Annotated in this window: 27 protein-coding genes; 5 read left to right on the top strand and 22 right to left on the bottom strand. The window is 64.7% G+C overall.

Annotated features, from left to right (window positions below; all coding sequences use genetic code 11):
• Positions 1-52 precede the first annotated feature (52 nt).
• Complete coding sequence (locus AB0362_RS01155) at positions 53-1,264, bottom strand: M50 family metallopeptidase (RefSeq protein WP_317547188.1); 1,212 nt, start codon at positions 1,262-1,264, stop codon at positions 53-55.
• 6 nt (positions 1,265-1,270) lie between these two features.
• Positions 1,271-2,464 (bottom strand): 1-deoxy-D-xylulose-5-phosphate reductoisomerase, encoded by a 1,194-nt coding sequence (dxr, locus tag AB0362_RS01150; RefSeq protein WP_317809383.1) that lies wholly within the window; start codon positions 2,462-2,464, stop codon positions 1,271-1,273.
• A gap of 69 nt (positions 2,465-2,533) precedes the next feature.
• Here dxr and AB0362_RS01145 point away from each other — a divergent pair, with 69 nt between their 5' ends.
• Positions 2,534-3,055 (top strand): DUF1990 domain-containing protein, encoded by a 522-nt coding sequence (locus AB0362_RS01145; RefSeq protein WP_317809381.1) that lies wholly within the window; start codon positions 2,534-2,536, stop codon positions 3,053-3,055.
• A 1-nt stretch (position 3,056) separates the two neighbouring features.
• On the opposite strand, the gene puuE is transcribed toward AB0362_RS01145, so the two are convergent.
• Entirely contained in the window at positions 3,057-3,956 is a 900-nt protein-coding gene (gene puuE / locus AB0362_RS01140) for an allantoinase PuuE (RefSeq protein WP_317809474.1), read from the bottom strand.
• A 217-nt stretch (positions 3,957-4,173) separates the two neighbouring features.
• On the opposite strand from puuE, the gene AB0362_RS01135 reads away from it, so the two are divergent.
• Positions 4,174-4,443 carry a DUF2631 domain-containing protein gene (locus tag AB0362_RS01135; protein WP_149405992.1) on the top strand — a complete coding sequence of 90 codons (270 nt, stop codon included), beginning with the start codon at positions 4,174-4,176 and terminating at the stop codon, positions 4,441-4,443.
• 8 nt (positions 4,444-4,451) lie between these two features.
• On the opposite strand, the gene rlmN is transcribed toward AB0362_RS01135, so the two are convergent.
• A complete protein-coding gene (gene rlmN / locus AB0362_RS01130; RefSeq protein ID WP_094642194.1) occupies positions 4,452-5,603 on the bottom strand; it encodes a 23S rRNA (adenine(2503)-C(2))-methyltransferase RlmN in 1,152 nt (383 codons plus the stop codon).
• A gap of 159 nt (positions 5,604-5,762) precedes the next feature.
• Between rlmN and AB0362_RS01125 the strand changes: the two genes are divergently transcribed.
• Positions 5,763-6,182, top strand: a complete 420-nt coding sequence (locus AB0362_RS01125; RefSeq protein ID WP_149405994.1) for a lipopolysaccharide assembly protein LapA domain-containing protein — start codon at positions 5,763-5,765, stop codon at positions 6,180-6,182.
• A gap of 90 nt (positions 6,183-6,272) precedes the next feature.
• Positions 6,273-7,127, top strand: a complete 855-nt coding sequence (locus AB0362_RS01120; RefSeq protein WP_176460479.1) for a CoA ester lyase — start codon at positions 6,273-6,275, stop codon at positions 7,125-7,127.
• 46 nt (positions 7,128-7,173) lie between these two features.
• Here the strand turns inward: AB0362_RS01120 and AB0362_RS01115 are convergent, their stop codons facing one another.
• From AB0362_RS01115 to rpsB, 6 genes are all read right to left on the bottom strand, one after another.
• A complete protein-coding gene (locus AB0362_RS01115; RefSeq protein WP_317809472.1) occupies positions 7,174-7,872 on the bottom strand; it encodes a methyltransferase domain-containing protein in 699 nt (232 codons plus the stop codon).
• A 38-nt stretch (positions 7,873-7,910) separates the two neighbouring features.
• Positions 7,911-8,825: a phosphatidate cytidylyltransferase gene (locus tag AB0362_RS01110; protein ID WP_037189635.1), complete on the bottom strand. Its 915-nt coding sequence runs from the start codon at positions 8,823-8,825 to the stop codon at positions 7,911-7,913.
• Between the two features lie 36 nt (positions 8,826-8,861).
• Positions 8,862-9,419 (bottom strand): ribosome recycling factor, encoded by a 558-nt coding sequence (gene frr / locus AB0362_RS01105; protein WP_094642199.1) that lies wholly within the window; start codon positions 9,417-9,419, stop codon positions 8,862-8,864.
• Positions 9,420-9,474: 55 nt separating this feature from the next.
• Positions 9,475-10,203: a UMP kinase gene (gene pyrH / locus AB0362_RS01100; RefSeq protein WP_269593623.1), complete on the bottom strand. Its 729-nt coding sequence runs from the start codon at positions 10,201-10,203 to the stop codon at positions 9,475-9,477.
• Positions 10,204-10,380: 177 nt separating this feature from the next.
• On the bottom strand, positions 10,381-11,205 hold the full coding sequence (tsf, locus tag AB0362_RS01095) for a translation elongation factor Ts (protein ID WP_037189637.1): 825 nt from the start codon (positions 11,203-11,205) through the stop codon (positions 10,381-10,383).
• A gap of 160 nt (positions 11,206-11,365) precedes the next feature.
• Positions 11,366-12,253, bottom strand: coding sequence for a 30S ribosomal protein S2 (gene rpsB, locus AB0362_RS01090; protein ID WP_037189638.1), 888 nt, complete (start codon positions 12,251-12,253; stop codon positions 11,366-11,368).
• Between the two features lie 391 nt (positions 12,254-12,644).
• Here rpsB and AB0362_RS01085 point away from each other — a divergent pair, with 391 nt between their 5' ends.
• Positions 12,645-13,106, top strand: coding sequence for a peptidoglycan DD-metalloendopeptidase family protein (locus tag AB0362_RS01085; protein WP_317809470.1), 462 nt, complete (start codon positions 12,645-12,647; stop codon positions 13,104-13,106).
• Positions 13,107-13,109: 3 nt separating this feature from the next.
• Here AB0362_RS01085 and AB0362_RS01080 read toward each other — a convergent pair whose 3' ends face one another.
• The 12 genes from AB0362_RS01080 to AB0362_RS01025 all read right to left on the bottom strand — a co-directional run bounded on the left by AB0362_RS01080 (position 13,110) and on the right by AB0362_RS01025 (position 23,873).
• On the bottom strand, positions 13,110-14,303 hold the full coding sequence (locus AB0362_RS01080; RefSeq protein ID WP_317809380.1) for a MinD/ParA family protein: 1,194 nt from the start codon (positions 14,301-14,303) through the stop codon (positions 13,110-13,112).
• Between the two features lie 209 nt (positions 14,304-14,512).
• Complete coding sequence (locus AB0362_RS01075) at positions 14,513-15,439, bottom strand: tyrosine recombinase XerC (protein ID WP_317809379.1); 927 nt, start codon at positions 15,437-15,439, stop codon at positions 14,513-14,515.
• 69 nt (positions 15,440-15,508) lie between these two features.
• Positions 15,509-16,291: a siderophore-interacting protein gene (locus AB0362_RS01070; RefSeq protein WP_317809378.1), complete on the bottom strand. Its 783-nt coding sequence runs from the start codon at positions 16,289-16,291 to the stop codon at positions 15,509-15,511.
• A 96-nt stretch (positions 16,292-16,387) separates the two neighbouring features.
• The gene (dprA, locus tag AB0362_RS01065) at positions 16,388-17,509 is read right to left on the bottom strand and encodes a DNA-processing protein DprA (RefSeq protein WP_317809377.1); all 1,122 of its coding nucleotides are present in this window, start codon (positions 17,507-17,509) and stop codon (positions 16,388-16,390) included.
• A complete protein-coding gene (locus AB0362_RS01060; RefSeq protein ID WP_317809376.1) occupies positions 17,506-19,011 on the bottom strand; it encodes a YifB family Mg chelatase-like AAA ATPase in 1,506 nt (501 codons plus the stop codon). Before AB0362_RS01060 ends, dprA begins: the two co-directional genes overlap by 4 nt.
• A complete protein-coding gene (locus AB0362_RS01055; protein ID WP_149405567.1) occupies positions 19,011-19,367 on the bottom strand; it encodes a YraN family protein in 357 nt (118 codons plus the stop codon). Before AB0362_RS01055 ends, AB0362_RS01060 begins: the two co-directional genes overlap by 1 nt.
• A 359-nt stretch (positions 19,368-19,726) precedes the next feature.
• Positions 19,727-20,071, bottom strand: a complete 345-nt coding sequence (locus AB0362_RS01050; RefSeq protein WP_068049609.1) for an Lsr2 family protein — start codon at positions 20,069-20,071, stop codon at positions 19,727-19,729.
• A 411-nt stretch (positions 20,072-20,482) separates the two neighbouring features.
• Positions 20,483-20,788, bottom strand: coding sequence for a DUF2469 domain-containing protein (locus tag AB0362_RS01045; protein ID WP_008717288.1), 306 nt, complete (start codon positions 20,786-20,788; stop codon positions 20,483-20,485).
• A gap of 37 nt (positions 20,789-20,825) precedes the next feature.
• The gene (locus AB0362_RS01040) at positions 20,826-21,587 is read right to left on the bottom strand and encodes a ribonuclease HII (protein ID WP_269593619.1); all 762 of its coding nucleotides are present in this window, start codon (positions 21,585-21,587) and stop codon (positions 20,826-20,828) included.
• Positions 21,584-22,360, bottom strand: a complete 777-nt coding sequence (lepB, locus tag AB0362_RS01035) for a signal peptidase I (protein ID WP_317809375.1) — start codon at positions 22,358-22,360, stop codon at positions 21,584-21,586. Before lepB ends, AB0362_RS01040 begins: the two co-directional genes overlap by 4 nt.
• Before the next feature lie 184 nt (positions 22,361-22,544).
• Positions 22,545-22,886, bottom strand: a complete 342-nt coding sequence (rplS, locus tag AB0362_RS01030; protein ID WP_027496692.1) for a 50S ribosomal protein L19 — start codon at positions 22,884-22,886, stop codon at positions 22,545-22,547.
• Positions 22,887-23,018: 132 nt separating this feature from the next.
• Positions 23,019-23,873 (bottom strand): hypothetical protein, encoded by an 855-nt coding sequence (locus tag AB0362_RS01025; protein WP_149405660.1) that lies wholly within the window; start codon positions 23,871-23,873, stop codon positions 23,019-23,021.
• Between the last annotated feature and the right edge of the window lie 103 nt (positions 23,874-23,976).

Genomic DNA, 23,976 nt, shown 5'->3' with positions numbered 1-23,976 from the left:
GACTGACACGGACACAGTGGCCTTCTTTCCTAGCTACGACTGACGAGTCTACTTAGAACAATTGAATCGGGTTGACGATGTCCGCCGTGAGTGTCAACAAGGAGAACCCGATGAAAACGACGATGACCACGTAAGTGACCGGCATCAGCTTCATGTAGTCCACCGGCGCGCCGTCCGGTAGGCCACGGCGGTTTCGGAAGATGTTGCGAATGCGCTCGTAGATGGTCACGGCGATGTGGCCACCGTCGAGCGGCAACAGCGGCACGAGGTTGAACGCCCCGAGGAAGAAATTCAACGACGCGAGCAACCCGATGAACGTCGCCCAGTTCTCCGTCTCCGCTGCCTGACCACCGATGACACTGGCACCGACGACGCTCATCGGGGTGTCGAGGCCACGCTCACCGCCGAAGATCGACTCCCACAGCGCCTGCACCTTGGTCGGCAGTTGCACGAGTGCCTTGCCGGTCTGCACGAAGATGTCGCCGGTGAAAGCGAAGGTCTCGGGTACCGCCTCGATCGGGTTGTACGTGATGTTCGGTGGCGGACCCCCGGTGACACCCACCGCCCCGACCGTCGTCGATTCCTTCGCTCCGGTGTCGGGATCGACGACGTATCGCTGAACCTGTGTGACCGGGACGGTGATGGTCTGCGAAGCACCGTTGCGATCCACTGTCAGCTCGACCGAGCCGGTGGAGGCCTGAATGGCCAGAACCGCATCGGACCAGACCTCCGTGGGGGTGCCGTCCACCGCTGTGATGATGTCGCCCTCACGCAGCCCTGCCGCTGCGGCCGGACCGTCACCCGAGCAATCGGCGATCTCACCGTCCGGTGTCTGCGTCGTTCCGACGCAGCCGACACCCTGGACAGTCGTGGTCGGAGTGACCCGATCGGGCGTGCCCCACCCGAGAACGAGCGCGTAGATCAGCACGATTCCCAGTACGAAGTTCATCGCGATGCCGCCGACCATGACGACGATCCGCTTCCACGTCTTCTGGCGATACATCGCGCGCTCGACCTCGTCGGGTGCGAGCTCGTCGATCGCCGTCATTCCGGCGATGTCGCAGAATCCGCCGGCCGGAATTGCCTTGAGGCCGTACTCGGTCTCGCCGCGTCGGAAGGAGAAGATCTTGGGGCCGAACCCGATGTAGTAACGGCGAACTTTCATGCCGAGCGCTTTCGCGGTCCACATGTGTCCTGCCTCGTGCAGCGCGATCGACACACCGATGCCGACAGCGAACAGCACCACACCCAGAGCGAACAGCATGTGTGTCTACAGGCCCTTCTGTTTCAGGAGCTCACGCGCATGTGCGCGAGCCCAGGAATCCGCCGCGAGGACGTCGTCCACGTCGGTCGGCACAGTCGACCATTGTCCACTGCCGTCATCGACCACGGCGCGCACCGTCTGCACTATCTGCGGGAACTCGATGCGCCCGGCGAGGAACGCCTCGGCAGCGATCTCGTTGGACGCGTTGTACACCGCCGTCATGCACCCGCCCATGATTCCGGCCTCGCGGGCCAGCTGAACGGCGGGGAACACTCGATCGTCGAGTGGTTCGAAGTCCCAGGAGAACGCTGCAGTGAAATCGAGTGCACGCGCGACGTCGGGCACTCGCTCCGGCCACCCGAGCGCCAACCCGATCGGCAGCTTCATGTCCGGCGGGCTGGCCTGCGCAATGGTGGATCCGTCCACGAACGTGACCATCGAATGAACGATGGATTGCCGGTGCACGGTGACGTCGATCTTCTCGTACGGCACCCCGAACAGCAGATGCGCTTCGATGAGCTCGAGGCCCTTGTTGACCAGCGTCGCCGAGTTCAACGTGTTCATCGGACCCATCGACCAGGTGGGATGAGCCGCGGCCTGGGCAGGCGTCACCGACTTCAGTTCCGTTTCGCTCCAGCCTCGGAACGGTCCACCCGATGCGGTGAGGATCAGTCGATCCACCTCGCTTCGGTGGCCACTGCGCAGGCATTGCGCCAGCGCCGAATGCTCCGAGTCCACCGGAACGATCTGTCCTGGCGCGGCGGCAGCGAGTACGAGTTCGCCGCCTGCCACCAGCGATTCCTTGTTGGCCAACGCCAGCCGGGCTCCGGTCTTCAGCGCCGCCAACGTCGGTTCGAGACCGAGCGAGCCCACCAGCGCGTTGAGCACCACGTCGGCCTGCGTCGATTCGACGAGCTCGGTCACCGCACGGGGCCCGCTCAGAATCCCGGGAAGGTCGAGCTCGGCGGCAGCGGCGGGGTCGGCCACAGCCACACGCCGAACGCCGGTCTCGGCGATCTGACGACGAAGTAGGTCGATGTTTCCACCGCCCGCAGCAAGACCCACGACGACGAAGCGATCCGGGTTTGCTGCGATGACGTCGAGCGCTTGGGTTCCGATCGAGCCGGTGCTCCCCAGCAGCAGCACGCGAATCGGCTCGGGGCGATCCGAGGTGGTCGTTCGCTCACGATGGTCTGACACCGGTCCATTGTTGCCTACCGAGCCTGAGAAACCCCTATGCGCTCCGCCGATGCTGGCAGGGTGGAAGGCATGAACGTCTCGAAGTACACCGCAGCATCGTTCAACTACGCCGACGTAGGGGCAACGAGCGGCAGGCTCCCGACCGGTTACCACCACGTCGAGAAGTCGCGGGTCATCGGATCCGGAGTCGAGGACTTCGTAGCCGCAGCCGACGCACTGATGCGCTGGGACATGCATCGCGGCACCGGGCTGAAGGTTCATTCCAGCAACGACAACGCCGTCCCCGACGCCGTGGTCGTGCTCACCCTCGGGCCCGTCCGCATCCCGTGCCGGGTCGTCTACGTCATCGACGAAGCCAACCGACAGGGCTTCGCCTACGGCACGCTCGACGGCCATCCCGAGTCCGGCGAGGAACTGTTCTACGTCGACTACTCCCCCGAGGACGGGACGGTCTCCGCGCACATCACCGCGTTCTCGAACCCCGGCCGCTGGTACACCAGGCTCGGTGGTCCGGTGGGCAAGCGGGTCCAGGCCCTGTTCACCGACCGCTATCTGGCCGCGCTGGCGTCGGCGTGCCGGTCGCCGCGCTGAGTCAGGAGGAGGGCGGGTGTACGGCGCGCCAGTGCTCGGCGATGTCGATTCGCTTCGCCACCCACACCTTCTCGTGAGACTGAACGTGATCGAGAAAACGTTCGAGGGCGGCGATGCGAGCCGGTCTGCCCACAAGCCTGCAGTGCAGTCCGACCGAGAGCATCTTGGGGCTGCCGTTCTCCCCCTCGGCGTACAGCACGTCGAACGCGTCCCGCAGATGCGCATAGAACTCGTCCCCGGTCGAGAAGCCGCCCGGCGAGGCGAATCTCATGTCGTTCGTGTCGAGGGTGTACGGCACCACCAGATGATCGACCACCTCGGAGCCGCGAGAGACCTTCTCCCAGTAGGGAAGATCGTCGGCGTAGGAATCCGAGTCGTACACGAAGCCGCCGTGCTCGACGACGAGCGACCGGGTGTTCGGAGAGTCACGCCCGGTGTACCACCCGAGCGGGGCCGAGCCGGTGAGGCCCTGAAGGATGGCCACGGCCTCGGCCATGTGCTCACGCTCGACGTTCTCGTCGATCTGCTGATAGGACAGCCAGCGCAGACCGTGGCAGGCGATCTCGTGGCCCAATTCCGCAAGCGCGGCAACCACTTCCGGGTTTCGTTCCATGGCCTTGGCGACAGCGAACACCGTCAGGGGTAGGTCGCGCTTCTCGAACGCCCGCAGCACCCGCCACACGCCTGCCCTGGAGCCGTACTCGTACAGCGACTCCATGCTCATGTGCCGGTTCGGAAAGGCTTGTGCCCCGATCATTTCCGAGAGGAACGTCTCGGATTTGGTGTCACCGTCGAGGACGTTGTTCTCCGCACCCTCCTCGTAGTTGAGGACGAACTGGACGGCGATGTTGGCCTGACCCGGCCACTGGGCGTGCGGCGGCGTGCGGCCGTACCCCACCATGTCTCGGGGGTAGCTCAGAGGAAACTGGGTCAGTGGATGCGGAAGGCGCTCGGACGTCACCGCCGCAGTCTCTCACCGAAGTCGGCAGTCGCGCCGGGTGAGCACACAACCCTGATGGCTACGACGGGCGGTCGTATGCCAATATTGTCCGAACGCGGCAGGCTCGACGCCTCGTGAAGGACGACTTCGAGAATTCATCACCCGAGAGGACCGACCGGTGGCAAATACCGAACTGGAATCCGCTTCGTACGACCCGGTCGTCGATACCCGCAACGAGGTGCCGGACGTACCGTCCGCCGAGTGGGGGTGGAGTGGTGAATCGAATCGCGCGATGCGGGTGGCCGCCATCGTCGTCGCCGTGTTCCTGCTGTTCATGATGATCGGCAACCACACCGGCAAGGTCGAGGATCTGTGGCTGGTCGGATTTGCCGCGATGTTGGTCGGGCTCGTGGTGCGAGACGTCATCGTCCGCCGCAAGCCCCGCTAGCAACCGAGTCAGTTCTCGGCTGCCAGCTGACCGCACGCGGCGGCGATCTCCTGACCGCGGGTGTCTCGGACGGTGCACGAGACGCCCTGCGCAATGACCCGTCGGACGAACTCTCGCTCCACCGGCTTCGGGCTGGCGTCCCATTCGCTACCCGGAGTCGGATTGAGTGGGATCAGGTTCACGTGAACTCGTGAGCCGAGTGCCTTGTGCAGCTTCTTGCCCAGCATGTCTGCTCGCCACGGCTGGTCGTTGACGTCTCGGATCATCGCGTACTCGATCGAGACACGACGACCGGTCTGGTCTGCGTAGTACCTTGCCGCCGACAACACCTCTGCCACCGACCAACGGTTGTTCACAGGAACCAGCGTGTCGCGGAGTTCGTCGTCGGGCGTGTGCAGCGACACCGCCAACGTCACCGACAGTCCCTCGTCGGCCAGCTTGCGGATTGCCGGTGCCAGACCGACCGTCGACACCGTCACCGAGCGCTGCGAGAGACCGAGTCCGTCGGGTGCGGGCGAGACGATCTTGCGCACCGCGGAGACGACCCTCTTGTAGTTCGCCAGGGGCTCGCCCATCCCCATGAAGACCACGTTCGACAGTCGACCTTCGCCCCCGTGGACCACGCCGTCGCGCAGGTCGGCTGCAGCCGAACGGACCTGGTCGACGATCTCGGCCGTCGACAGGTTCCTCGTCAGACCTGCTTGGCCGGTCGCGCAGAAGGGGCAGGCCATTCCGCAGCCGGCCTGACTGGAGATGCACAGGGTGGCCCGATCCGGGTACCGCATCAGAACGCTCTCGAGCAAGGTCCCGTCGTTGGCCTTCCACAGGGTCTTGCGAGTGTCACCGTCATCACATGCCAGGTGCTTGATCGGCGTCAGCAGCGTGGGAAAGAGATCGGCACCGACCTTTTCGCGGGCCTCGGCCGGCAGATCGGTCATCTTGGTGGTGTCGGCCTCTAGGCGCCCGTAGTAGTGCCGGGCCAGCTGATCGGCGCGAAACGCAGGTAGACCGAGCGCCTTCACCGCATCCCGCAGACCCTCTTTGTCCAGGTCGGCGAGGTGGCGCGACGGCATACCGCGACGCGGCGCAGTGAAGACCAAGGGGAGATTGGGCCTCTTCTGCTCGGTCGACGTGTTCGTTGCCTCGACGGAGTCGCTCATACTCCACCCCACATCTTTCGGTGACACTGCATTCCACCATTGTCCACCCCATCGCCTCGCAGTCCTATTCGCGACTGTTTCCGTCCGTTATCCGATGGGTATCGAGGTCGTGGCCGGATGCACGTGCATTCGGCCTTCACGTGCGGAAGGATCATCGACATGGCCACCAGAGCTGACGACAATCACGAGACATCGCTGGACAAATCGGGCGCAGGGCACCCCGGCGAGCACAGCGCCTCGGGCGACCTCGCTCCGATCACGACTCCGGATTCGGACGGCCATTCCGCTCCCGATCCCGAGTTCGTTCCCGAGCGACAGGCTGCCGCTCCGACCGATATCGCCCACACTCGCACCGCCGCTCTGTGGACCGGCCTGGTGGTCGGAGCTGTGGTCCTGGTGATCCTGCTGGTGTTCATCGTGCAGAATCTCGACTCCGTCACGGTCCAGATCTTCGCGTGGCAGCTCGATCTGCCCCTCGGCATCAGCATGTTGCTGGCCGCGATCGCCGGCGCGCTGGTGATGGCAATGGTGGGCGGCGCTCGAATCCTTCAGGTGCGACGTTCGGCCAAGAAGAAGTAGCGCCACTCGTGAACACTATGTACAGAAGCTGGCGCTGACTCACTGAATCGATCAGGCTTGGGGTGCCCCACTTCACTCGAGGAGCATGACGTGACAACTTTCATGGAGACACCTGTGGCATCCGGCGTTGCCCCGGACCGAGCCCGGTCCTGGCTGCTGGTGCCGGCCACCAAGCCCGAGACCTTCGGCGACGCCGTCGCGTCGGGAGTCGATGCCGTCATCCTCGACATCGAGGACGCAGTCGCTCCGGCCAAGAAGCCGGCCGCGCGCGAGGCCGTCGTGCAGTGGCTCGGCGAGGGAAACTCTGCGTGGGTGCGCATCAACGATGCAACGACCCCGTATTGGGCCGATGACCTCGCCGCGTTGTCCGGTCTGCCCGGACTGGTCGGCGTCATGCTCGCGAAGACCGAGAGTGGCGGTCAGGTCGAGGCCACAGCTGCTCGCCTGGCACCAGGCACTCCGATCCTGGCACTGGTCGAGTCCGCGATGGGCCTCGAAGCCGCGACGGAGATCGCCCGTGCGGAGTCGACCTTCCGTCTCGCTTTCGGCAGTGGCGACTTCCGCCGCGACACGGGTATGAGTGACGACCCGCTGGCTATGGCGTACCCCCGTTCGCGCCTCGTCGTCTCCTCACGCGCAGCGCGCATTCCGGGACCGATCGACGGACCGACGCTGACCGCCAACGACAGCATCCTCGGGCGCGACGCAGCTCTGACCCTGTCGATGGGCATGACGGGCAAGTTGTGCATGCACTCGGAGCAGGCTGCCATCGTCAACCGCGAGCTCGCCCCGTCACCGACGGATGTGTCGTGGGCCCGTGACGTCATCGATGCCCTCGGTGCCGACGGAGCGCACGTCAAGGACGGAAGCGACCTGCCTCGCCTGGCGAAGGCGCTCAAGATCAACGAGCTGGCCGAGATCTTCGGGATTTCCGCCGCCTCCTGAAACCACCTGCGGTCGAGGTGCGTTCGGCGAAAGGCCCATCGGCTCGCTAACGCAGCTCGATTCCGGTCGGTTTGTACCGGACGTGGACTCGATACCGCACGTCGAACGAGACACCGTCCACCGACTTCACGGCATCACGTGCGACGCGTGGGCCGAACTCGATTCCCAGCACATCGCGCAGCATGCGTCGATTCGGAAACGACCATCTCGTGTCCACGCGGGTGAGTGCGAAACCCTGTGCCTCGAAGAACGCCTCGACTGTTGCCGGGTCGTAATACGGTAGATCGGCCCGCATCCAATCCCCGTACGGCGACGCGGTCGCGTCCAGATCCACGACGACCAACGCCCCTCCCGGCCCGAGCACGCGCATGGCGTCGACGATTCCCGGCCCGCAGCCCGGTCCGAAGAAGTACGCGGTGCGCGCATGGACGATGTCCACGGTGCCGTCGTCGATCGGGAGGGAATCCGCCTGCGCGGTCTTCACCTCGACATTCGGTAGGTTCGCGACTCGCAGTCTCGCCGCAGCAGCGAGTGGTTCGTGCGGCTCGACGCCTATCACCCGGTCCGCGTCGGCCGCGAACACCGGAAGATGAAAGCCGCTTCCGCAACCGACGTCGACGACCGTCTTGGCCGTCCAGTCCGCCACCGAACGGATCGCGTCGAACAGAGCACCGTCGACGTCCTGAGCACGGTTCTCCGCCTCGTACAGGTGTGGCCAGTTCCAGATGTTGGGGCTGGGAATCACCCCGGTGACTTCGCTGCGCACGCCCGAGAGCAGTCTGCTCAGAGGAGAACGGTGAAGACGAGCCATGCCACGAAAGCCGAGGGCAGCAGCGAGTCGAGCCTGTCCATGATGCCGCCGTGGCCGGGCAGCAGGGTGCCCATGTCCTTGATGCGGAGATCACGCTTGACCTGCGACTCGATCAGATCGCCCAACGTGCCGGTCACCACCAGCACCACGCCGAGAAGGATGCCGATCATCGAGTTGGCCTCGAGGATGAGTGTGACCGTCAGCAGACATCCGATGATGCAGAAGATGAGTGACCCGGCGAGCCCCTCCCAGGACTTCTTCGGGCTGATGGCAGGTGCCATCGGGTGCTTTCCGAACAACACACCCGCGATGTAGCCGCCGATGTCCGAGCACACGACGCCGATGACGAACACGAGGATCCGGCCTGCGCCGTTGTCCTGCAGCACCATCAGGACGGTGAACGAGGCCAGCAGCGGCAACCAACATGCCACGAGGACGGTGACGGAAAGTTCTTCGAGGTAGTTCTTCGGAGCGGTGCCGAATCCCTGCCGCAGCAGCAGCCACACCATGCACACCAGGACGGTGCCCACGGCAGCGCTGAGCACACCGACCGCCCCGAACGGCCAGCCGAGCCAGATCATCGCCTGACCGCCGAGGATCAGGGGGATGCGGGGCACGAGGACCCCACCCTCGCGCAGGCGCTTGGACACCTCGTAGGTGGCAACGGCCAGCGCGACGGCCACCACCCCGATCCACACCAGCGGCACGAAGACGAGGACGAGAATCAGGCCGATGCCCAACGAGCCGCCGACTCCGATCGCGGCGGGCAGATTACGGCCTGCCTTGCCCGTCGACTTCGCTGCGGCGACCCCGGACGAGGCAGCGGGCGTACCGCTGCCCTCCTGCCGATCCGGTCCCACCACTGTCGTCATCTCCTCGAATTTCATCGTCGTCCGTCGTGAAAAGCAGCTGTCGAGGTCGGGTCAGACCTCCATCAGCTCGCCCTCTTTGCGCTTGACGAGTTCGTCGACGGAGGCGGTGTACTTGGCAGTGGTCTTGTCGAGATCGTTCTCGGCGCGGACGACCTCGTCCTCGCCTGCTTCGCCGTCCTTCTGGATTCGCTTGAGCTCTTCCATCGTCTTGCGGCGGACGTTGCGAATCGACACCTTCGCGTCCTCGCCCTTGCCCTTGGCCTGCTTGACGAATTCGCGGCGCCGTTCCTCGGTGAGCTGCGGAACTCCGATTCGAATGAGGTTGCCGTCGTTGGTGGGATTGACACCGAGATCGGAGTTGCGAATGGCGGTTTCGATCGGTCCGAGCTGATTGGACTCGTACGGCTTGATGACCACGAGGCGCGCTTCGGGGACGCTGATACTGGCGAGCTGGGTGATCGGTGTCGGGGCACCGTAGTACTCGATGACGATGCGGGAGAACATTCCGGGGTTGGCACGTCCGGTGCGAATCGAGGACAGATCGTCACGTGCAACCGATACGGCCTTTTCCATCTTCTCTTCGGCATCGAAGAGAGCTTCGTCAATCACGATCTGTCCTCCATCGTCTTCGTCTTCGATTCGCTCACGTCACTGTCGGCGACGATCACGACGTGACCAGCGTGCCGATGTTCTCACCGGAAACGGCGCGAGCGATATTTCCCTGAATCAGCAAATTGAACACCAGCATCGGCATCTGATTGTCCATGCACAGGCTGAAGGCCGTCGCGTCGGCAACCTTGAGTCCCTGTTCGATGGCTTCGCGGTGCGTGATGGTGTCGAACATCGTGGCATCGGGGTCGAGGCGCGGATCGGCCGAGTACACGCCGTCGACTGCCTTCGCCATCAACAACACCTCGGCACCGATTTCCAGCGCGCGCTGCGCAGCCGTGGTGTCGGTGGAGAAGTACGGCATGCCCATGCCGGCTCCGAAGATGACGACGCGCCCCTTCTCCAGGTGCCGTCGCGCACGCAGCGGGAGGTACGGCTCTGCGACCTGACCCATCGTGATCGCGGTCTGCACCCTGGTGGCAACGCCTTGCTTCTCCAGAAAGTCTTGCAGCGCAAGACAGTTCATCACGGTACCGAGCATGCCCATGTAGTCCGAGCGAGACCTGTCCATGCCGCGCTGCTGCAGTTCGGCACCACGGAAGAAATTGCCACCGCCGATCACCACCGCGACCTGAACCCCGGTGGCCACCACCTCGGCGATCTGTTCGGCAACGTTGTTCACGACGTCCGGATCGAGACCGACCTGGCCGCCTCCGAACATCTCCCCACCCAGTTTGAGCATCACGCGTCGGAACCCGGGACGGTCAGGGGCCGGATCGGTCATAGCTCTCCTCGGTACTCGTCGAACACTACGGTTTCTTCTTGGATCATCCTGCCCTATCGATGCCCGGGTGGTGGACAGGGCTCCGTCCTGCACACCCACCTGCCCCGCGCACGAGCGATGCCGCCCACTCGATGGAATCGAATGAACGGCATCGCCTCGACCGAACCGGTGCGCAGACTAGCTGGCGCCGACCTCGAACCGTGAGAAGCGGGTGATGGTGACGCCGGCCTCGTCGAGAATGGCCTTGACGGTCTTGTTGCCGTCCTGCACCGACTTCTGTTCGGTGAGAACGACGTCCTTGAAGAATCCGTTGACGCGACCTTCGACGATCTTCGGCAGTGCCTGTTCCGGCTTGCCTTCTTCGCGAGCGGTCTCCTCGGCGATGCGACGCTCGGCGGCCACGAGGTCCTCGGGGACCTCGTCGCGCGTGACGTACTTGGCCTTGAGGGCTGCGATCTGCATCGCAGCTGCGCGTGCGGCATCTCCTGCGGCGTCGCCGTCACCGGTGTACTCGACCAGCACGCCGACGGCAGGCGGCAGGTCCGCGCTGCGCTTGTGCAGGTACGTGGCGGTGTTGCCGTCGTAGGACACGACGCGACGCAGTTCGAGCTTCTCGCCGATCTTCGCCGACAGCTCGTTCAGAGCCGTTTCGACCGTCTTGCCGTTCAGGTCGAGCGCCTTGAGGGCATCGACGTCGGCCGGCTTGCCTGCTGCAGCCGTCGCCGCGACGGACGCGGCGAACGTCTGGAACTCGTCGTTCTTGGCCACGAAGTCGGTTTCGGAGTTGATCTCCACGAGCACTCCACCCTCGGCGACGACGAGGCCTTCGGCGGTGTTGCGCTCGGCGCGCTTGCCGACGTCCTTGGCACCCTTGATACGCAGGTACTCGACGGCCTTGTCGTAGTCTCCGTCGTTCTCGGCGAGCGCGTTCTTGCAGTCCATCATTCCGGAGCCGGTGAGCTCACGGAGCCGCTTGACGTCGGCGGCAGTGTAGTTCGCCATCGTGGGCGAGCCTCCTCAAAAGTCTGGGTACGGGCGTTGACGAAAAATGCTGTTCACAGGGCGGGATCGACGGGCTCACTGCGGAGCCGTTACGACCACAACCCTGACATACCGAAGCGGCCCCGGCCCACCCCTGAGGGTGAACCGGGACCGAATTCGATCAAGCCTGAGCGGCCGGTGCTTCTTCTGCTGCCGGAGCGTCCGCCGCGGGGGCCTCTGCTGCCGGAGCGTCCGCCGCGGGGGCCTCTGCTGCGGGAGCCTCTGCTGCCGGTGAAGCCTGAGCGAGCTGCTCGAGCTCCCACTCGGCGAGGGGCTCGCCTGCGCCGACCTCGGGCTTGGCGTCGGATGCAGTGTTCTGACCTGCTCGCGCCTGCACGCCCTCGGCGACTGCGGATGCGACGACCTTGGTCAGCAGCGCAGCGGAACGGATCGCGTCGTCGTTACCCGGGATCGGGTAGTCGACCACGTCGGGATCGCAGTTGGTGTCGAGGATCGCGATGACCGGGATGTTCAGCTTGCGAGCCTCGGCAACCGCGAGGTGCTCCTTGTTGGTGTCGACGATCCAGATGGCCGACGGAACCTTGGACATGTCCCGGATGCCACCGAGGGTGCGGTCGAGCTTGGTCATCTCACGCGTGAGCATGAGGATTTCCTTCTTGGTGCGTCCCTCGAAGCCACCGGTCTGCTCCATGGCCTCGAGCTCCTTGAGGCGGAGCAGACGCTTGTGCACCGTCTGGAAGTTGGTGAGCATGCCACCGAGCCAGCGCTGGTTCACGTAGGGCATGCCCACGCGGGTTGCCTCAGCGGCGATGGACTCCTGCGCCTGCTTCTTGGTGCCGACGAACAGAACCGTGCCATTGTGGGCAACGGTCTCCTTGACGAACTCGTAGGCCCTGTCGATGAAGGTCAGAGTCTGCTGCAAGTCGATGATGTAGATGCCGTTGCGGTCGGTGAAGATGAATCGCTTCATCTTCGGGTTCCAGCGACGGGTCTGGTGTCCGAAGTGTGTGCCGCTGTCGAGCAGCTGCTTCATTGTTACTACAGCCATGGCTGAAGAACTCTCTTTCGATGGTGCGGTTGACGCAGAGTGTCGGTGACCTCTGCCCTGGCGCCCGCTGAAGTTGCCGGACCTGACATCACGAAGATCTCAGGACCGCCGACAACCGGTTCTCGTATCGGTGATTCTGCTCGAAGCAGACGATGCGATGACGCGGACGCGCGAAGTCGACCCGTGCACGCACAGGCCGCAAGTGACGAGTGTAGACCTGCCACCGCCCCCGTCATAACCAGGCCCGACTGTCAAGAGATTCCGGGGCCTGTGGACAAAGAAATCACTTGTCCACAAATCACCCTCGGGTCCGTTCGATCGCTCCGATCCAGGAGATGGTCGACGGGTGAACACCTCTCCCATGCGCCGCACACTCGCCGTGTGCCTCGCGATGGCGGTAGCTCTCTCGACGCCGGTCGCATCGGCGCAGCCAGGCACGTTCGTCTGGCCGCTGCAGCCGCGGCCGCCGGTCGTCACCCCGTTCGACCGTCCCGAGCAGAACTGGCTGCCCGGCCACCGTGGTGTGGACCTCGCCGCACAGGAGGGCCAGTCGGTTCTGGCCGTCGCCGACGGCACCGTGGTGTTCGCCGGGTCGGTCGCGGGAAAGCCCGTCGTATCGGTGGATCATCCGGGCGGACTGAGATCGACGTACGAACCGGTGCTGGCTTCGGTTGCCGCCGGCGCGCGAGTTCGTCGAGGGACCGTGCTGGGTTCGTTGACCTCGGGGCACGAGAGCTGCACGTCAACGTGCCTGCACTGGGGCATCAGACGTGGCCGCGACTATCTCGATCCCACGGCGTCGGTGCGCGCGACTCCGATCAGGTTGAAACCCCTCGACGAAGACGGCAGATGATCGTCAGCGCTGTGGGCCGGAGTGTCTGCCGGACGCCGCGGGAAAATCGTCGGCGACCATCGCCGCGAGTTCGACGAACGCACTTCGAGTCTGGGGACGCAACAGGTCGAGATCGACCACGGCACCCTCGGCGAGGTGCTCGTCGAACGGAACCACCAGCACGGCGCGACAGCGCTCGAGGAAGTGCTGTTGCAGCAAGTTCATGTCCACCGCCGACGAACCCGGGCGAACCGAACTGATCACCACGACGGTCCGCTCCACCAGGTGTCCGTAGCCGTGCAGTTCCAGCCAGTCCAGCGTCGCCGCAGCACTGCGCGCACCGTCGACTGCCGGCGAGCTGACCAGAACCAGTGCGTTCGCCAGTTGCAGCACCCCGTTCATCGCCGAGTGCATGATCCCGGTGCCGCAGTCGGTCAGGATCAGGTTGTAGTACACCTGCAGCATGTCGATGACGGCGCGGTAGTCCTCTTCGCCGAACATCTCCGACGCGGCGGGGTCGCGCTCGCCGGCCAACACTTCGAGTCGACTCGGTGCCTGCGAGGTGTGCTCGCGGATGTCGGAGTAGCGACGAATGTTGGGTGCGGCGGCCAGCAGATCGCGCACGGTCGACGCCGTCTGACGCGGAACTCGCTCCCCCAGGGTGCCGAAGTCGGGATTTGCGTCCACCGCGATGACGCAATCTCCGCGCAGCGATGCGAAAGTCGAACCGAGGCCCAGCGTGGTCGTCGTCTTACCGACGCCACCCTTGAGCGACAGGAAGGCGATCCGGTAGTCGCCGAGCACCGGCTGCCGAATGCGTTCGACCTGGTTTCGGTACCGCTCTTCGGCCGTCGATTCGCCTGGGTTGATGACGCCGCCGGTGAGCCGGTGCACGCCTCGCCGCCAGCCCGAGTTCGACGCTCGCTTGGGACGCTTGAGCAGCGAGTCCGCGCCCAGATCCTGACTGTTGGGTCGATAGGCGTTGGGTGCCCCCGACCAGGGTTGTGGCGACCATCGATCGGGGTGCGTCCGAGAATCCTCGGTGTGCGGCGGCACCGGCAGGTATCGGTCCGGCTGGTATCGGTCCGGCTGCACGGCCGGAGGCCCGGGCTCGACCGGCACCGGCGGGTTGTACCGCGGCGGCATCGGCTGTCGGTCGCCCGAGTCGGGTGTCTGCCAGGGTGGCGGCTGGCGAGGCGTCGAGCGGGGAGTGGACATCGAATTCGACGATACGGGCCCACTGCCGTTGTCGCGTGCGCTGTCCGACCGACCAGGGGGATTCCGATGATCGGCGGCGGAGCCGTTACGGACATGCATGGACCACGTCTCCGAAGTACCTTGCGGTCGGTCGCGGTCCACGGTCCCCCGTATTCGGTGTTGTCAGTCGGTACACGACGCTACCAAACGTTGTGCTGCCGACGCTCGGCTCACGCTCGGGGATGAGCCTGATCGTGCACGGCACGCAGCCGTTCCACCGACACGTGTGTGTAGATCTGGGTGGTCGCCAGAGAGGCGTGGCCGAGCAACTCCTGCACCACCCTCAGATCGGCTCCACCTTCGAGCAAGTGAGTTGCCGCTGTGTGGCGCAGGCCGTGTGGGCCGAGGCTGGGACCACCGGGGACGGTGTCGAGTACGGCGTGTACCGCCGTTCTGGCCTGCCGTTGGTCGAGCCGTCCACCTCGACGTCCCAGCAGCAATGCGGCACCGGATCGATCCGAGGCCAGTTCGGGTCTGCCGCTGACCAGCCAGTTCTCGACCGCATGCGCTGCCGGCGCACCGTACGGAGCCGAGCGTTCCTTGTTGCCCTTGCCGATGACGCGGACCAGGCGGCGCTCGGTGTCCACGTCGTCGATGTCGAGTCCACACAACTCCCCCACGCGCACCCCGGTCGCGTACAGCAACTCGACGATGAGCCTGTCCCGCAGCGCGATGGGGTCGAGCTCGGCGGCACCCGATTCGGCAGCGGCCAACGCCTGTGCCGCCTGGCTGTGGCGAAGAACACCGGGCAGCGTGCGGTGGCCGGCCGGACCGGCCAGGCGTTCTGCCGGTGCCGCCGTCACTGCTCCCACCCGCTCGAGCCACTTCCCGAACGTCCTCGCCGACGAGGTTCGCCTCGCCATCGACGTTCTGGCCGATCCGGCGGCCGAGTGCGTGGCCAACCACGAACGCACTGCCCGGAGGTCGAGGTCGGCGATGGTCGCATCCGGCGAGGACTCGGCGAAGTGCGCGAGCAGCGAACGAGCGTCGGAGACGTAGGCCCGGATGGTGTGCTCGGATCGCTCTCGACCGAGTCGAAGATGTTCGGCGAACTCCTCGACGTGAATGCCGAGGTGAGGCGGCAGCGAATCGGTCATCGGCTCAGCTTGAGCTTTGGCCGGCCGTGCGACAACCGGACACGCCGTCCGAGCTGGGTTGTCGCGGGATCAGGCGTCGACTCCGGATTCGGCCTGTGCGAGTTCGCGCTTCCACACGCGGAACGTCTCCTCGGTTCGGCCGCGACGCCAGTAGCCCGAGATCGAGGCCCACTCGGCACCGACCCCGCGCTCCTTGCGGATGTAGGGCCGGATGTTGTGCATGACGGCCTGCGCTTCTCCGTGCACGAAGACCTGCGCTTGCCCCGGCAGCCATTCGGTTCCCTTCACCGCTGCGATCAACGGCGCGTTGTCTCCCGCCCGGTCGTCTCCCACCTCGTTCGAGGACGCGCCCCGGTGAATCCAGGTCACATCGACGACGGCGAGCGTCTCCATGTAGATCTCGTCGTGCCGGTCGGCGACTTCGATGAAGACCTTGGCGATGGCATCTTCCGGGAGCGCCTCGACGGCAGCCGAGATCGCCGGAATCGCCGATTCGTCGCCGGCGAACAGGTGCCAGTCGGCGTCGGGGCGCGGGGCGTACCCACCGGAGGGGCCGAAGAACGACATCTCGTCTCCCGGCTTCGCGCGGGTGGCCCACGGCCCGGCTACTCCCTCGTCTCCGTGCACCACGAAGTCGATGGCTATCTCCCGAGCGCGAGTGTCGACCGAGCGAACGGTGTACGTGCGCATGATCGGTTCGTCCTCGGTACCGAGGAACAACTTGACGTAGGCGTCGGTCTCGTCGATCGCATCGAAGTCGTCGAAGTTGGCCCCACCCAGGTAGACCCGGTGCATGTGCGGGGTGAGCGCTTCGGTGCGCAGGACGGACAGGGTGGTTTTCTTGCGTGGCACTTCGGACCCCTCTTCGAGCGAACGACGCCGATACCCGATGCATCGACTAAGCATTACCTAACACCCTACCGTTCGGGCTCTCGAATCGTGGTGCGCTCAGCCGCGCACGACGCGGAACCATCCGGTTTCGTCGCTGGCGACGAATCCGTCCATCTCCATTACCGGCAGGGATGCGCGCACCTTGTTCAGCGGAACACCGGAGTGCTCGGACAGCTCTCTACTCGACACCGAACCGGTTGCCGGCAACGCGTCGTAGATCAACAGGGCGGTGTCCGACAGCGCATCGGTCTCCCGAAAGAGGTCGGGTCGAGGCTCCTCCGGGGACCCGAGTGCACCCGCCTCGGCGACGACATCGTGAGAGTTCGACACCAGCACGGCCTCGCCGTCCCGGATCATGCGGTGGCAGCCCGTGGACGTCGGCGAGGTGACCGGCCCAGGGACCGCGAGCACGGGCCGACCCAGTTTCGCTGCCCACGCCGCTGTGTTGCGAGCACCACTGCGCCACCCGGCCTCGACGACCACCACAGCCGATCCGAGTGCCGCGACGAGCCTGTTGCGAGCGAGGAAACGATGCTTCGCCGGTGTCGTGCCCGGCGCGTATTCACTGAGAACCAGCCCGTGAGCAGCGATCTGCCGCAGTAACCGCGAATGGCCCGCTGGATATGCGCGATCGACGCCACAGGCGAGTACCGCCATCGTCGTACCCTCGACTCCGAGGGCCGCCCGGTGCGCCGCGGCGTCGATGCCGAAAGCCGCTCCCGAGATGATGGTCCAGCCGTCGAGGGCCAGATCGGCGGATATCTCCGCCGTCACATGATCACCGTAGGGACTCGATGCGCGTGTCCCGACGATGGACACCGATCGCTCGGTGATCGTTGCCACCGGCCGAGTTCCCAGCGCCCACAACGCAATCGGCGGACAGGTGTCCACCCCTGCGGTCATTCCCGGTCCGTCGAATCCGAGGAAGCGCCACGCCGGCCATTCGTCGTCGTCCGGCGTGATCAACCGGCCACCGAGCGCAGCGATATGATCGAGATCTGCTGCCGCGGTGTCGATGTGGGCGCGGACCGCGAGCCTCTCCCCCAATCTGCCCGCCCGCACGGCTTGTGCCGTCGATTCGGGACCGTGAGCTGCAGCATGATCGACCACCGGACGATGCGGACCCTGCGCCACGCGAGAGAGATACGCCCAGGCGAGTCGGCGCGCGTCGTGCGTCATGCCACTCCCCTGTCACGGAAATCGAGCGCCGCTCCGACCTCGTCGGCACCGGGGACCGAACCACCGGCGAGATCGTTCAGCGTCCACGCCACCCGAATGGCTCGGTCTGCGCCGCGCGCGGTCAGCGATCCGTTGCGCAACGCGCGCTCGACCGGAGCGAGCGTCGAGCGCGCCAATCGAAATCGTTGGCGCAGTGCGGGTCCGGGAACCTCCGCATTGGTCCTCCAGCCGAACTCTCGCCACCGCTGCGCGGCGGCGTCCCTGGCCCCGGTCACACGTGCGCGAATTTCGCTCGTACCCTCCCCCACCTCGTCGACCAGTGCACCTGTCGCGACACCCATCATCTGAATGCGCAGATCGACGCGGTCCAGCAACGGCCCGGACAGCTTGCCGAGATATTTGCGTCGCGCTGTGGGCGGGCAGACGCAGTCGACCTGCCGCGCGGGTGCACACGGGCACGGATTGGCTGCGAGAACCAACTGAAATCTGGCCGGATACCTGGCCACTCCGTCACGACGGGCAATGCGAATCTCGCCGTCCTCCAACGGAGTACGCAACGCCTCGAGTACCCGAACGCTCATCTCGGCGCACTCGTCCAGAAACAGGACTCCTCGATGTGCGCGGCTGACCGCTCCCGGTTTGGCCATTCCGGTTCCGCCCCCGACCAAGGCACTCACCGAGGTCGAGTGATGTGGAGCGATGAACGGCGGTGACGTGATGAGCGGCCGCGCGGTGGTCAACAGGCCCGCCACCGAGTGGATGGCTGTCACTTCGAGCGCTTCGGATTCGGTCAGCGGGGGCAGAATTCCCGGAAGGCGTTGCGCGAGCATCGTTTTTCCGATGCCCGGTGGCCCGGTCAGCATGATGTGATGTGCGCCTGCGGCGGCGACCTCCAGTGCCCATCGCGCATCCGCCTGTCCGGCGACATCACTGAGGTCCGGGTAGATCTCCTCGTGCCATTCGGTCGGGATGGGTGATTCGAGGGCCTGCTCACCGCGAAGCCAGGCCACCACGTCCCCGAGCGAACCCGCACCCAGCACCTCGATCCCGTCCACCAGACCTGCCTCGGGCAAACACTGCAGCGGAACGACCACTCGCTGCCAGCCCGCACTCTTGACCGCGAGCACCCCGGGCAGGACCCCACGGACTGCGCGCAGCCTCCCATCGAGTGCCAATTCACCCAGAAACACGGTGTCGGACAGGCATCCGCGCGGAATGGCCTTCGCGGCATCGAGAACCGACAAAGCGAGTGCAAGGTCGTACACAGATCCGCCCTTCGGCAACGTCGCGGGCGACAGAGCGAGAATCACCCGACTGTCCGGCCAGGTACCGCCCGAGTTCTTCACCGCGGCTTTGACCCGGTCACGCGATTCGTTCAGCGCAGTATCGGGAAGACCGACAAGATGCGTACCGGGTAGGCCCTGCCCGATATCGGCTTCGATTTCCACCAGCACACCGTCGACCCCGTTGACCGCAACCGAATGCGCTCTCCCGAGTGGCATCAGAACGCGGCCCGAACGTGCGTGATGACCGGTTCCTCGTTGCGACCGACCACGATCGCGATCACGTCGAATCTGATCTGCACCCACGGTCCCTGCTGCAGCGAAAGCCATCGCAGCGCCAGCCCTCTGATTCGAGTCTGTTTCGTGTACGTCACCGCTTCGGCGGGTGTTCCGTATCCGATTCCCGATCGAGTCTTCACTTCGACGAACACCACCGTCTCGCCCTCGCGCGCAATGATGTCGAGTTCTCCGGAACGATGCCGCCAGTTCCGCTCGATCACCTCGAGACCGATGTCCTCGAGATGGCGCACCGCGAGTTCCTCACCGCGCGCACCGAGTTCCTGGTTGGTTGCCATGTCCGCCATTCCTCCACTCTCCGACCGTGCATTGCGGCCGATTCGGTCGTCTCGACGGTGGCACGATCCGAAGGAGGAGAAGCGAAGAAAGTGCAGGTGGGAAATTGCCCTGTGGACAACTGCTCGACTGTGGACGAACGGTCCGATTGTCGGCGGCGATCAGTCCACTGTGTCGGACCGCCGTGCTACGGCTCGTAGCGTGTCCGAGCCGCCGGGTGAAAGCGGACTCGATACGCAAAAAGCTCCGTCCTGATTCAGAGAATCGGACGGAGCTGATGCGGTGTGTCGATACCGGCATCGAAAGTGCCGATACGCAAAACGTGCTGCCGAGACACCGAGCCTCGGTTCGCGAAGGACGGTCAGTGAGCAGCCTCGTAGGCCGCCTGGACATCCTGACTTATACGGCCGCGGGCACTGACCTCGTGGCCGTTCTCGCGGGCCCATGCTCGAATGTCCTGCAGATCCACCTTGCCGCGAGCCGGTGCAGATGCAGCGCCGCCCTTACGGGTGCGGCGTCCGGAAATCTTCTCGGCGTGCTCGATCCAGAATGCCAACTGTTCGTGCAATTCGTTGGCATGTTTGAGGTTCAAATCGATGCGGTACTGGTTTCCACCGATGCCGAATTCGATGGATTCACCTTGGCCGTCTTTGATGACCGATCCGTCTACATCGTCGATCATCTGCACAAGCGTCTTGCGTGCCATCTCGTACCTCTTACACGTCTGGGGGATGTGATATTCAAGTTCTACCACCCATTCTCGTATCCACGCAAAGAACTGCAGGCGTTTCGTGACGTGTCGAATCGACGAATATCGGTGCAGAAATTGTTCAGCATTTCGAGCGACTAATCGACCAATTCGAATAGCTTTGTTGCGCAATCGATTTCACACGGGAAACCCGATCTCTACCGCCGTGCACCATTGGACGGGGAACAACTTTCCGTGACACCGAACACGGAAACAGGACATGCGGACCGATTTGGCCGGGCGTCCAATTTTTCGGGTGGCAAAACGATCGGTACAGCACGACCGCACCGCATCGGGTGGTTCGCAGCACGGTGCTCCGACATCCGACGCTCAGGGCGACTCCGTCACGCTCCAGCGTCGGACGAGGAGCTATTCCGGCAGACGCAGATCTGGTTTGTCCAGCTCTTCGATGTTGACGTCCTTGAAGGTGATCACCCGGACATGCTTGACGAAACGGGCGGGGCGATACATGTCCCACACCCACGAGTCGGACATTCGCAATTCGAAGTAGATTTCACCGTCGGCGTTGTGCGGAATGAGTTCGACGGAGTTCGCCAGATAGAACCGCCGCTCGGTTTCGACGACGTAGTTGAACTGACCCACGATGTCCCGATACTCGCGATACAGCGAGAGCTCCATCTCGGTTTCGTACTTTTCGAGATCTTCGGCACTCATCGGTCTCTTTCATCCTCCAGTCGGGCGTGAACAGCAATCATCGCGTACCGGCGTCGCGGCAGTCCATTCGCCCCAGGGCGTCGACGGCGTCCGGAGAGAGCCCCGCGGCGGCCGCTGCGACATTCGCGTAGGACATTCGATGCTCGCGGCTGGGCCCGAGAGCGGTCATGGCGGCCGAGTGAGCACGGGTGCTGTACCCCTTGTGCACGGCGAATCCGTAGCCGGGAATCGTGTCGTCCAACTGCACCATCAATCGGTCCCGGGAGACCTTCGCGAGCACGCTCGCCGCGGCGATGCACGCTGCGGTGGCGTCACCGCCGATCACCGGTAGCGACGGAACCGGAAGGCCGGGTACTCGAAAGCCGTCGGTGAGTACGTAGCCCGGCGTCATGCCGAGCCCGGCAACCGCGCGTCGCATTCCTTCGATGTTCGCCACGTGGACCCCGATGCGGTCGACCTCGGCCGCATCGATCGACACCACGCTCCATGCCAGTGCCAGCCTCTGGATCTTGGGAAAGAGCTCTTCGCGTCGTCGCTCGGTCAACTTCTTCGAGTCGTCCAGATCCGCCAGGGCGGCATGTGCTCGCGCCCCGAGAACACACGCCGCGACCGTCAACGGACCGGCACAGGCCCCTCTTCCCGCTTCGTCGACTCCTGCGACCGGACCCAGTCCGCCCCGCTCCAACGCCGACTCCATCGTCCGCAATCCGGCCGCCCGTCGGATGATCGGACGCGGCGGCCACGACGAGCGAGTCAGAGTTGCGCGCGCACGCGGCGCACGTCGGGGGGTTGCCGTCATCGACCCTGGATGTCGGGAGAATCCAGGATGCCGGTTCGTGACGGCGGCAGCGCGATGAACACGGCCTTCCCGATCACGTTGTCGAGGGGAACGGTTCCGGTGAACTCGTCGGTGACGTGATACCGGGAATCTCGCGAGTTGCTCCGGTTGTCACCCATGACCCAGACGTTGCCCTCCGGCACGGTGACGGGGTCGAAGCATCGTCCGGACTCAAGTTCGGTGTCGCACGTCATCGTTCCCGGGGTGAACGGGAAATCCATCTGAATGTACGGCTCGTCCAACGGCTGTCCGTCGACGAGCACCCGCCCCTGGTCGTCACAGCATTCGACGGTCTGACCACCGGTGGCGATGACGCGCTTGACCAGATCGTTTTCGTCGGGCGCGACGACGCCGATCAACGAGCCGACTTCCTGTGCGCCACGAATCACCGAGTTGTCGGACCGCTGTGACACGAATTCGTCGTTCCACGAATCCGGGCCACGGAAGACGACGATGTCGCCGGGCTTCGGGTCGCCGAACCGGTATCCGATCTTCTCCACCACGATGCGGTCACCGGTGCAGCCGGTGCAGCCGTGCAAGGTCGGCTCCATCGATTCGGACGGGATCAGATACACCCGTGCGACGAATGTCTGGAGCAGAAAACTCAGTACCAGCGCTACCAGAACCAGAATGGGGAGCTCACGCCAGAACGATCGGGGCTTGCGTTCCCGACGCTTCTTCCGTGAAGACTCGTCGTCGGGCTCGTCGGTTGGATCCTGTGGGGACTGCGTCACGTGATCAGGTTAGCCGGAACCGTCGCCCGCACGGCCGGACGGTCTGCGCATGGGCGGTTCGCGGCTCTCGATCCGCCCGTCGGCAGGGTGGAACGCGGGTCGATCACGGGCAGAACGCACCATGCCGCGTCGCCCTGACGGGCAACGCGGCATGGTGTGAACTGATGTGTCCGGGCGGAACCGGTCAGCGCTTTTCCTTGATCTTGGCGGCCTTGCCACGCAGATCGCGGAGGTAGTAGAGCTTGGCGCGACGGACGTCACCGCGGGTGAGGACCTCGAACTGCGCGATGTTGGGGCTGTGCACCGGGAAGGTGCGCTCGACGCCGACGCCGAACGAGACCTTGCGGACCGTGAACGTTTCGCGAACGCCACCGCCCTGGCGTCGGATGACGACGCCCTTGAAGATCTGAATGCGCTCCTTCGAGCCTTCGATGACCTTGACGTGCACGTTCAGCGTGTCGCCGGGGCGGAAATCGGGGATGTCGCTTCGCAGCGACTGATTGTCGAGAAAGTCCAGAGTGTTCATCGGTTGTGCCATCCTTGCGTTCTGCGCATGAGTAGAGGAACCGAGCGGCTCGCTGACACAGCGGCTCGACTGGTTCGTACTCCGAGTGAGGTCCGTGCCTGCTAGAGGCAACCCGACCATTGTGCCAGACCGTCAGGCGTTCGACGAAATCGGCGCTTCTCGGCTCGCGGCCGTCCCGCTCGGCATCGGCGCAGGCAATACCGTCCGCGCCAGTTCTTGCTCGGTGGCCTCACGTGCATGCACGATGCTCGGTTTGCCTGCGATCGCGTCCTGAAGATAGATCTTGGCCCGGATGATCGGCCGTCGCCACCGCTTCTCCCGGCGCAGTGCGCGTTCCATTTTCTTCGGCCTGGTGGTGTAGCGCCACCTCGCCCACGGGGCACTCGGCCTGCTCAACCGCACCGCGGCCAGAACGAGGATCGGCAGGACGAACAGCCCGAGCAGTCCGGTCCAGATCTTTCCTTTGAGAAGTACCACGACACCAAGCGCGAGATTGGCCAGGGCCAACACCGCCAGGGTGCCGCGCACCCACGGGTCGGGATCGGCCCGGAAGCCGGCCGGGCTGAGCAGCTCCAGAGGGTGCAAGCCGAGCAGCAGCAGGCCGGTGAATCCCACTGCCGCGAACACGGCGTCCACCGATGTGCGCCCTTGTTCGGACCAGTAGACATCGCGGAGATAGAAGATCAACGCGAACTCGTCGAGGACGAGAGCAGCCCCGATACCGAAGACCGCTGCCAGCACCGCCCCCACCGACTCGGAACCGTCGACGTACACCGCGATCAAGCCGATCCCCGCGAGCAGCATCAGCACGATCCCGAATACGACATGGTGGATGTGCTGACCGCCGGGCGTGATGTTTCCCGGCCACCACTTCACATCTGCGCGAATCATCCTGACGCTGAGTCGGATCAGCAGAAACCCCACCAACAGCCCCAGTAGGAAACACAGCAGCGGCAGGCGGCCGTGATCGATGACCCCGTGTTGCAACCACCTCACGTGTGGCTCACGTCCTTCCTGCCGAACGGCCGAACGACCGGTGAATCACCTTTCACACTATTCGTGTTCGGGACCGCCCAGGGCAGCATCGACC

Source organism: Rhodococcus sp. NPDC079359, assembly GCF_040702585.1.
Taxonomy (GTDB): domain Bacteria; phylum Actinomycetota; class Actinomycetes; order Mycobacteriales; family Mycobacteriaceae; genus Rhodococcoides.
Note: the sequence above shows the minus strand (reverse complement) of the source record. Positions and strands in the feature narration are given on the sequence as shown.

Excerpts from the sequence above, each read along its gene's own strand:
- AB0362_RS01110 (WP_037189635.1), bottom strand. The coding sequence starts at position 8,825 with ATGAAATTCGAGGAGATGACGACAGTGGTGGGACCGGATCGGCAGGAG.
- AB0362_RS01155 (WP_317547188.1), bottom strand. The coding sequence starts at position 1,264 with ATGCTGTTCGCTCTGGGTGTGGTGCTGTTCGCTGTCGGCATCGGTGTG.
- rpsB (WP_037189638.1), bottom strand. The coding sequence starts at position 12,253 with ATGGCTGTAGTAACAATGAAGCAGCTGCTCGACAGCGGCACACACTTC.
- AB0362_RS01085 (WP_317809470.1), top strand. The coding sequence starts at position 12,645 with ATGGCGGTAGCTCTCTCGACGCCGGTCGCATCGGCGCAGCCAGGCACG.
- dprA (WP_317809377.1), bottom strand. The coding sequence starts at position 17,509 with ATGACGCACGACGCGCGCCGACTCGCCTGGGCGTATCTCTCTCGCGTG.
- AB0362_RS01075 (WP_317809379.1), bottom strand. The coding sequence starts at position 15,439 with ATGACCGATTCGCTGCCGCCTCACCTCGGCATTCACGTCGAGGAGTTC.
- puuE (WP_317809474.1), bottom strand. The coding sequence starts at position 3,956 with ATGGTGGGGTACGGCCGCACGCCGCCGCACGCCCAGTGGCCGGGTCAG.
- rplS (WP_027496692.1), bottom strand. The coding sequence starts at position 22,886 with ATGAACACTCTGGACTTTCTCGACAATCAGTCGCTGCGAAGCGACATC.
- pyrH (WP_269593623.1), bottom strand. The coding sequence starts at position 10,203 with ATGACCGATCCGGCCCCTGACCGTCCCGGGTTCCGACGCGTGATGCTC.
- tsf (WP_037189637.1), bottom strand. The coding sequence starts at position 11,205 with ATGGCGAACTACACTGCCGCCGACGTCAAGCGGCTCCGTGAGCTCACC.
- AB0362_RS01040 (WP_269593619.1), bottom strand. The coding sequence starts at position 21,587 with ATGACGGCAACCCCCCGACGTGCGCCGCGTGCGCGCGCAACTCTGACT.
- rlmN (WP_094642194.1), bottom strand. The coding sequence starts at position 5,603 with ATGAGCGACTCCGTCGAGGCAACGAACACGTCGACCGAGCAGAAGAGG.
- AB0362_RS01060 (WP_317809376.1), bottom strand. The coding sequence starts at position 19,011 with ATGCCACTCGGGAGAGCGCATTCGGTTGCGGTCAACGGGGTCGACGGT.
- AB0362_RS01050 (WP_068049609.1), bottom strand. The coding sequence starts at position 20,071 with ATGGCACGCAAGACGCTTGTGCAGATGATCGACGATGTAGACGGATCG.
- AB0362_RS01080 (WP_317809380.1), bottom strand. The coding sequence starts at position 14,303 with ATGTCCACTCCCCGCTCGACGCCTCGCCAGCCGCCACCCTGGCAGACA.
- AB0362_RS01125 (WP_149405994.1), top strand. The coding sequence starts at position 5,763 with ATGGCCACCAGAGCTGACGACAATCACGAGACATCGCTGGACAAATCG.
- AB0362_RS01055 (WP_149405567.1), bottom strand. The coding sequence starts at position 19,367 with ATGGCAACCAACCAGGAACTCGGTGCGCGCGGTGAGGAACTCGCGGTG.
- AB0362_RS01045 (WP_008717288.1), bottom strand. The coding sequence starts at position 20,788 with ATGAGTGCCGAAGATCTCGAAAAGTACGAAACCGAGATGGAGCTCTCG.
- AB0362_RS01145 (WP_317809381.1), top strand. The coding sequence starts at position 2,534 with ATGAACGTCTCGAAGTACACCGCAGCATCGTTCAACTACGCCGACGTA.